Origin of the sequence: Kitasatospora sp. NPDC056651 (assembly GCF_042792155.1) — a bacterium.
GTDB lineage: Bacteria > Actinomycetota > Actinomycetes > Streptomycetales > Streptomycetaceae > Kitasatospora.
On the sequence record NZ_JBHTWX010000052.1, the window covers coordinates 48,809 to 55,772 of the forward strand.

The window sequence follows — 6,964 nt, forward strand, 5'->3', positions numbered from 1 at the left end:
CCGGAGGCCCGGTCCGCTCCCTCGGGGAGGCGGGCCGGGCCTCCGGCGTTGGTGATCTTGAGCTTTCAACTATCAGCAGAATTTTGCAGAATACAAAGATTGCCTTATAACTAAAGCATGATCGAGGCCCGCCACCTGCGCGTCCTGCGTGCCGTCGCCCGCACCGGCTCCTTCTCCGCCGCCGCCCGTGAGCTGGGGTGTACCCAGCCCGCCATCAGCCAGCAGATGAAGGCCCTGGAGAAGTCCGTGGACACCCCGCTGGTGGTCCGCTCGGGCCGCGGGATGCAGCTCAGCGAGGCCGGGCGGGTCCTGCTCAAGCATGCCACCGGAATCCTGGCCGGGCTCTCCGCCGCCGAGGAGGAGGTGGCCGCGATCGCCGGGCTGCGGGCCGGGCGGGTGCGGCTGGTGTCCTTCCCGACCGCGAGTTCCACCCTGGTGCCGCCGGCGGTCGCCCGCCTGCGGGACAGCCATCCGGGGGTGCGCGTGTCGCTGGTCGAGGCGGAGCCGCCGGAGTCGCTGGCGATGCTGCGCGGCGGCGAGTGCGAGATCGCGCTGGCCTTCCGCTACCCGCAGTCCGACGGTGCGGTCGCGCTCCCGGCGCCCGGTCACGGCACGCCGCGCGAGGCCCGGGCCGAGGCGAACCTGGAGGCGCAGCAGCTGACCGCCGGGACCGACTGGTCCGACCTGGTGGTCACCCCGCTGCTGGACGACCCGATGGTGGGCCTGCTGCCCGCCGCCCACCCGCTGGCCGGGAAGGGCGGGGCGGTGGAACTGGCCGAGCTGGCGCAGGAGCAGTGGATCGCCGGCTGCCCGCAGTGCCGGGGGCACCTGGTGGAGCTCTGCGCCGGGGCGGGCTTCGAGCCGCGGATCGACTTCGCGACGGACGACTACCCGGCGGTGGTCGGCCTGGTGGCGGCCGGGCTGGGGGTGGCGGTGCTGCCGCGGCTGGCGCTGCAGTCGGTGCGCCCTGACGGCGTGTCGACGGTGCCGGTGCGGACGGCCTCCGGGGCGCCCGCGGTGCGCCAGGTGGTCGCGCTGACCCTGCCGGACCTGGCGGAGGTGCCGGCCGTCGCGCTGATGCTGGAGCGGCTGGCGGGCTCGGCCGGGGATCGCTGACGGTGGGTGACGGGGCCGCGGTGGCCCGGTACTCACGGTGAGCGGATCGAACCGCGTGGACTGCGAGCGGGCTGAAGCACCGCGAAGGAACGTTTCTTCATCGCGCTCCCGGAGACGGGGCTAGCGCCGGGCGACCGCCGGCGGGGTCAGCGGGACCTCGACCAGCCGGTGCCGCGAGCGCCCCAGCATCTCCTCGCGCTCGTCCTCGGTCATCCCGCCCCAGACGCCGTACGGCTCCCGCACCGCCAGCGCGTGCGCCGCGCACTCGGCGATCACCGGGCAGCGCATGCAGACCTCCTTGGCGCTGGCCTCGCGCGAACTGCGCGCGGCCCCGCGCTCGCCCTCGGGGTGGAAGAAGAGCGAGCTGTCCACACCACGGCAGGCCGCGGAGAGCTGCCAGTCCCAGAGGTCCGCGTTGGGGCCGGGGAGGCGGGAGAAATCTGCCATGGCTCATTCCCTTCAGAGGCTGTCGGCCGTGGGCCGGGCGTTCGGCGGGAACTGCTGCCGAGCGGAGCGGCGGGGCTTCGATGCACTGGTGTGGACACCTGGAAATATGACTTAAGGCAACTCCATGGACAAGTCACCCACACACTGGCACAACAGTCAATGACCATACGAAAGCGATAAAAAAGGGCATAGTGGGCGCGGGCTCCAGGCGGGCGCGGGTGTGGCAATCGGGTGGCCGACGGGGCGCGCGCCGAGCCGAATCGGTGTGCGGGTCGTACGCCGACCGCGCGCGAGCTGCGCAAAAGAGCGGCGTGTGCACCGCGATGCGGCTGATCGGTAATGGGTTGGCCACGTACAGTGGTGGAGATGGCCCTGAAGGCCGTAACTCATTCGAGTGACGGTCGTTGGAAGTGCGGAGGCGGTTAGCGGGCGCCGGACGTCGGGAACGATCGCGGGCAAGTCGGGGCGATCAGGACGGGGTCTGTCGCCGATCGGCCGTGTCGGAGAGGTTCGTACCAGCCAGGAGGCTCAACGTGACGCGGATCAGCTGCGGAGGACGACGGTCATGACTTCCGTTCTCGTTTGCGACGATTCCCCGCTCGCCCGCGAGGCGCTTCGCCGCGCCGTCGCGACCGTACCCGGTGTGGACCGGGTCACCACCGCGACGAACGGGGAGGAGGTCCTCCGCCGCTGGGTGGCCGACCGCTCCGATCTCGTTCTGATGGACGTCCGGATGCCCGGCCTCGGCGGGGTCGAGACGGTCCGGCGGCTGCTGTCCGCCGACCCGGGCGCGCGGATCATCATGCTCACCGTCGCCGAGGACCTCGACGGTGTCGCGCTGGCGGTGGCCGCGGGCGCCCGCGGGTACCTGCACAAGGACGCCTCGCGCGCCGAACTGCGGGCCACCGTCACCCAGGCCCTCGCCGACCCGACCTGGCGGCTCGCCCCGCGCCGGCTGCGCAGCCCCGACATGGGTGCGGCGCCGACGCTGACGGCGCGTGAGATCCAGGTGCTGGAGGGCATGAGCCACGGCCGCAGCAACGCGGAGATCGGGCGCGAGCTGTTCCTGTCCGAGGACACCGTCAAGACCCACGCCCGACGGCTGTTCAAGAAGCTCGGGGCCTCCGACCGGGCGCACGCGGTGGCGCTGGGCTTCCGCTGGGGCCTGGTCCGCTGACCACCGCCGGCGCCGCCGGCTGCGGCGCGCCGCCGGGGGTTCCCGGAGCGGGCGCCGCACGGGCGTGTGACGTTACGGTCCCGAGGTTGCACCATGGAGGAGTGGAGCACCTCGGGGACCAGCGGACAGGCACTGCGGCGAACCACGCAGCCGCAGGACACTCGGCGGACGGCGCGACGGACGGGACCACCACCGACGGCGGCGGGGCGGGAGGCGGCACGGTGCAGGAGGGGCCGGTGGTGCGCGGTACGCCGTACGGTGCCGCAGCGCATAACGTTCCGGTGCACAACTCCGGACGCGGTGCCGCGTTTTCCCGCGCGACCAGGCACCATGGACCGATGCGCGACGACGTCGCCGGTACGGCCGGCCAGGCGGACCCGGTGGAGGCCGAGCCCTCCGGTCCGGGCCACGATCCGTCGTACGCCGATCCCGGTGGCCCGGACCCGGTCGGGCCGGGCAGGCCCCCGGCGCTCGGCACGGGCGGCTCGCCGCTGGTGGTCGAACTGGTCGTGGCCGCGGTGCGCGGCGAGGGCCCGGCGATCGACGCGCTGCTCGCCTACGTCCACCCGCTGGCGCTGCGGTACTGCCGCGCCAAGCTGGCCCGGCTGCCCGGCGGGGCCCGGCACCACGTGGACGACGTCGCGCAGGAGGTCTGCGTCGCGGTGCTCTGCGCGCTGCCCCGGTACAAGGACCAGGGGCGCCCGTTCGAGGCCTTCGTGTACGGGATCGCCGCGCACAAGATCGCCGATCTCCAGCGGGCCGCGATGCGCGGACCCGGCTCGACCGTCGTGCCGCAGGACGACCTGCCGGAGGTGCCGGACGAGGCGCTCGGCCCCGAGGAGCAGGCGCTGCTGAGCAGCGACGCGGCCTGGGCGAAGGAACTGCTCTCCAACCTGCCGGCCCGTCAGCGCGAGCTGGTGCTGCTGCGGGTGGCCGCCGGGCTCTCGGCGGAGGAGACCGGCGAGGTGCTCGGGATGTCACCCGGTGCCGTCCGGGTCGCCCAGCACCGGGCGCTCAGCCGGCTGCGGGCACTCGCGGAGGAGTCCTCCTGATCCCCGCCCTCCCCGCCGGCCGCGGGGGAATGGTCCACGGGGAGGGGGTGTTGTCAAGGGCACACGAGGACACATTCGCGGTGCCAGTACCATGGGGTATCGGCGCCTGGGCGGGTTGCCAAAGTTTGGCGGGTGCGCGCGGGGTCCCCTTGGAGGATCCTCCCATCGCACCCGGCTTCGGCGGTCTGCGCGAGTGAGCGATGAATGCGCCCCCACCCCCAGGGCTCAGGGCGTGAGCGGATTAGGCCGGCCACGGAAGGTACCCCCCAAATGTCTTACAACGCCGCAGGCGTACCCGAGAAGTTCGCGATGCTCGGGCTCACGTACGACGACGTCCTGCTGCTGCCCGGGGCCTCCGAGGTGCTGCCGAACCAGGTGGACACCTCCTCCCGGGTCTCCCGGAACGTCCGCGTCAACATCCCGCTGCTCTCCGCGGCGATGGACAAGGTCACCGAGTCGCGCATGGCCATCGCGATGGCCCGCCAGGGCGGCGTGGGCGTGCTGCACCGCAACCTGTCGGTGGAGGACCAGGCCAACCAGGTCGACCTGGTGAAGCGCTCCGAGTCCGGCATGGTCACCGACCCGATCACGGTCGGCCCGGAGACCACCCTGGCCGAGGCGGACGCGCTGTGCGCCAAGTTCCGCATCTCCGGCGTGCCGATCGCCGACGAGGCGGGCAAGCTGCTCGGCATCGTCACCAACCGTGACATGGCCTTCGAGTCGGACCGCAGCCGCCAGGTCCGCGAGATCATGACCCCGATGCCGCTGATCACCGGCAAGGTCGGCATCTCCGGGGTGGACGCGATGGCGCTGCTGCGCCGCCACAAGATCGAGAAGCTGCCGCTGGTCGACGACGAGGGCCGGATCAAGGGCCTGATCACCGTCAAGGACTTCGTCAAGGCCGAGCAGTACCCGAACGCCGCCAAGGACGCCGAGGGCCGGCTGCTGGTCGGCGCCGCCGTCGGTGCCAGCGCCGAGGCGTTCGACCGGGCCCAGGCCCTGGTCGAGGCCGGTGCGGACTTCCTGGTGGTGGACACCTCGCACGGCCACAGCCACAACGCGCTGGCCTGGATCGCGAAGATCAAGTCGGCCGTCAAGATCGACGTGGTCGGCGGCAACGTGGCCACCCGGGACGGCGCCCAGGCGCTGATCGACGCCGGCGTGGACGGCGTCAAGGTCGGCGTCGGCCCCGGCTCCATCTGCACCACCCGCGTCGTCGCCGGCATCGGCGTCCCGCAGATCACCGCCATCTACGAGGCCGCCGTGGCCTGTCAGGCGGCCGGCGTGCCGGTCATCGGCGACGGTGGCCTCCAGTACTCGGGCGACATCGGCAAGGCCCTGGCTGCCGGTGCCGACACCGTGATGCTGGGCTCGCTGCTGGCCGGCTGCGAGGAGTCCCCGGGCGAGCTGATGTTCATCAACGGCAAGCAGTTCAAGTCCTACCGCGGCATGGGCTCGCTGGGCGCCATGCAGTCCCGCGGCCAGGGCCGCTCGTACTCCAAGGACCGCTACTTCCAGGCCGAGGTGGCCTCGGACGACAAGCTCGTCCCCGAGGGCATCGAGGGCCAGGTGCCCTACCGCGGCCCGCTGTCGGCCGTGCTGCACCAGCTGGTGGGCGGTCTGCGCCAGACCATGGGCTACGTCGGCGCCGCCACCGTCGCCGAGATGGAGAGCAAGGGCCGCTTCGTGCGGATCACCTCGGCGGGTCTCAAGGAGAGCCACCCGCACGACATCCAGATGACCGTCGAGGCGCCGAACTACTCGTCCCGATGACCCGCTGAACGCCGAAGGGCCCGCTGTCGCGGGCCCTTCGCGCATGTCCGGGCCGTGGGCCGTCGGGGCGGGACCCGCACGGGTACGGGATACTGGGGTGCGGCCGGGGTGACCCGGCCGGCATGGGCAACAAAGCAGAAGGGCTCGAAGTGACTGAGATCGAGATCGGGCGAGGCAAGCGCGGCCGCAGGGCGTACGCCTTCGACGACATCGCCGTCGTCCCCAGCCGTCGTACGCGCGACCCGAAGGAGGTCTCGATCGCCTGGCAGATCGACGCCTACCGCTTCGAGCTGCCGTTCCTGGCCGCCCCGATGGACAGCGTGGTCTCGCCGCAGCAGGCCATCGCGATCGGCCGCCTCGGCGGTCTCGGCGTGCTGAACCTCGAAGGCCTGTGGACCCGCTACGAGGACCCGCAGCCGCTGCTGGACGAGATCGCCGCGATCACCGACGAGTCCACCGCGACCCGCCGGCTCCAGGAGGTCTACGCGGCCCCGATCCGTGCCGAGCTGATCAAGCAGCGGATCCAGGAGGTGCGCGACTCCGGCGTGGTCACCGCCGCCGCGCTGTCCCCGCAGCGGACCGCCGAGTTCTCCAAGGCCGTGGTGGACGCCGGCGTCGACGTCTTCGTCATCCGCGGCACCACCGTCTCGGCCGAGCACGTCTCCAGCGCCGCCGAGCCGCTCAACCTCAAGCAGTTCATCTACGAGCTGGACGTCCCGGTGATCGTCGGCGGCTGCGCCACGTACACCGCGGCCCTGCACCTGATGCGCACCGGCGCGGCCGGCGTGCTGGTCGGCTTCGGCGGCGGCGCCGCCCACACCACCCGCAACGTCCTGGGCATCCAGGTGCCGATGGCGACCGCGGTGGCGGACGTGGCGGCGGCCCGCCGGGACTACATGGACGAGTCCGGCGGCCGCTACGTGCACGTGATCGCGGACGGTGGCGTCGGCTACAGCGGCGACATCCCGAAGGCGGTCGCCTGCGGCGCCGACGCGGTGATGATCGGTGCGGCGCTGGCCCGGGCGACGGACGCCCCGGGCCAGGGCTTCCACTGGGGCATGGAGGCCGTCCACGAGGAGCTGCCGCGCGGCAAGCGGGTGCACCTCGGCACGGTCGGCACCACCGAGGAGATCCTGACCGGTCCCTCGCACACCCCGGACGGGACCATGAACCTGTTCGGCGCGCTGCGGCGGGCGATGGCCACCACCGGCTACACGGAGCTCAAGGAGTTCCAGCGGGTCGAGGTCACCGTCAACCCGGCGCTCGACCACCGCTGAGGTTCGTGACGACGGAGGCCCCTGCCGGACCTTGGGTTCAAGGGGTCGTCGCAACACCGCTTGGTTTCAGACGGTGAGTAGATCACGTAGACGCTCGGCTGGGGTATCCCAGCCGAGCGTCT

The 6,964-nt window shown here is 72.3% G+C and carries 6 protein-coding genes; 5 read left to right on the forward strand and 1 reads right to left on the reverse strand.

Features of this window, described 5'->3' with window-relative positions:
- The first annotated feature begins 117 nt into the window (after positions 1-117).
- Complete coding sequence (locus tag ACFRAR_RS21080) at positions 118-1,116, forward strand: LysR family transcriptional regulator (RefSeq protein ID WP_380699637.1); 999 nt, start codon at positions 118-120, stop codon at positions 1,114-1,116.
- 120 nt (positions 1,117-1,236) lie between these two features.
- Here the strand turns inward: ACFRAR_RS21080 and ACFRAR_RS21085 are convergent, their stop codons facing one another.
- Entirely contained in the window at positions 1,237-1,563 is a 327-nt protein-coding gene (locus ACFRAR_RS21085) for a WhiB family transcriptional regulator (RefSeq protein WP_350735776.1), read from the reverse strand.
- A 565-nt stretch (positions 1,564-2,128) separates the two neighbouring features.
- Between ACFRAR_RS21085 and ACFRAR_RS21090 the strand changes: the two genes are divergently transcribed.
- The 4 genes from ACFRAR_RS21090 (at position 2,129) to ACFRAR_RS21105 (ending at position 6,842) form a co-directional block, all read left to right on the forward strand.
- Positions 2,129-2,740, forward strand: coding sequence for a response regulator transcription factor (locus ACFRAR_RS21090; RefSeq protein ID WP_014136228.1), 612 nt, complete (start codon positions 2,129-2,131; stop codon positions 2,738-2,740).
- A 338-nt stretch (positions 2,741-3,078) separates the two neighbouring features.
- The gene (gene shbA, locus ACFRAR_RS21095; protein ID WP_380699638.1) at positions 3,079-3,792 is read left to right on the forward strand and encodes an RNA polymerase sigma factor ShbA; all 714 of its coding nucleotides are present in this window, start codon (positions 3,079-3,081) and stop codon (positions 3,790-3,792) included.
- A gap of 270 nt (positions 3,793-4,062) precedes the next feature.
- Positions 4,063-5,565, forward strand: coding sequence for an IMP dehydrogenase (gene guaB, locus ACFRAR_RS21100; protein ID WP_380699640.1), 1,503 nt, complete (start codon positions 4,063-4,065; stop codon positions 5,563-5,565).
- Between the two features lie 149 nt (positions 5,566-5,714).
- Positions 5,715-6,842 (forward strand): GuaB3 family IMP dehydrogenase-related protein, encoded by a 1,128-nt coding sequence (locus ACFRAR_RS21105; RefSeq protein ID WP_380699641.1) that lies wholly within the window; start codon positions 5,715-5,717, stop codon positions 6,840-6,842.
- The last annotated feature ends 122 nt before the right edge of the window (positions 6,843-6,964 follow it).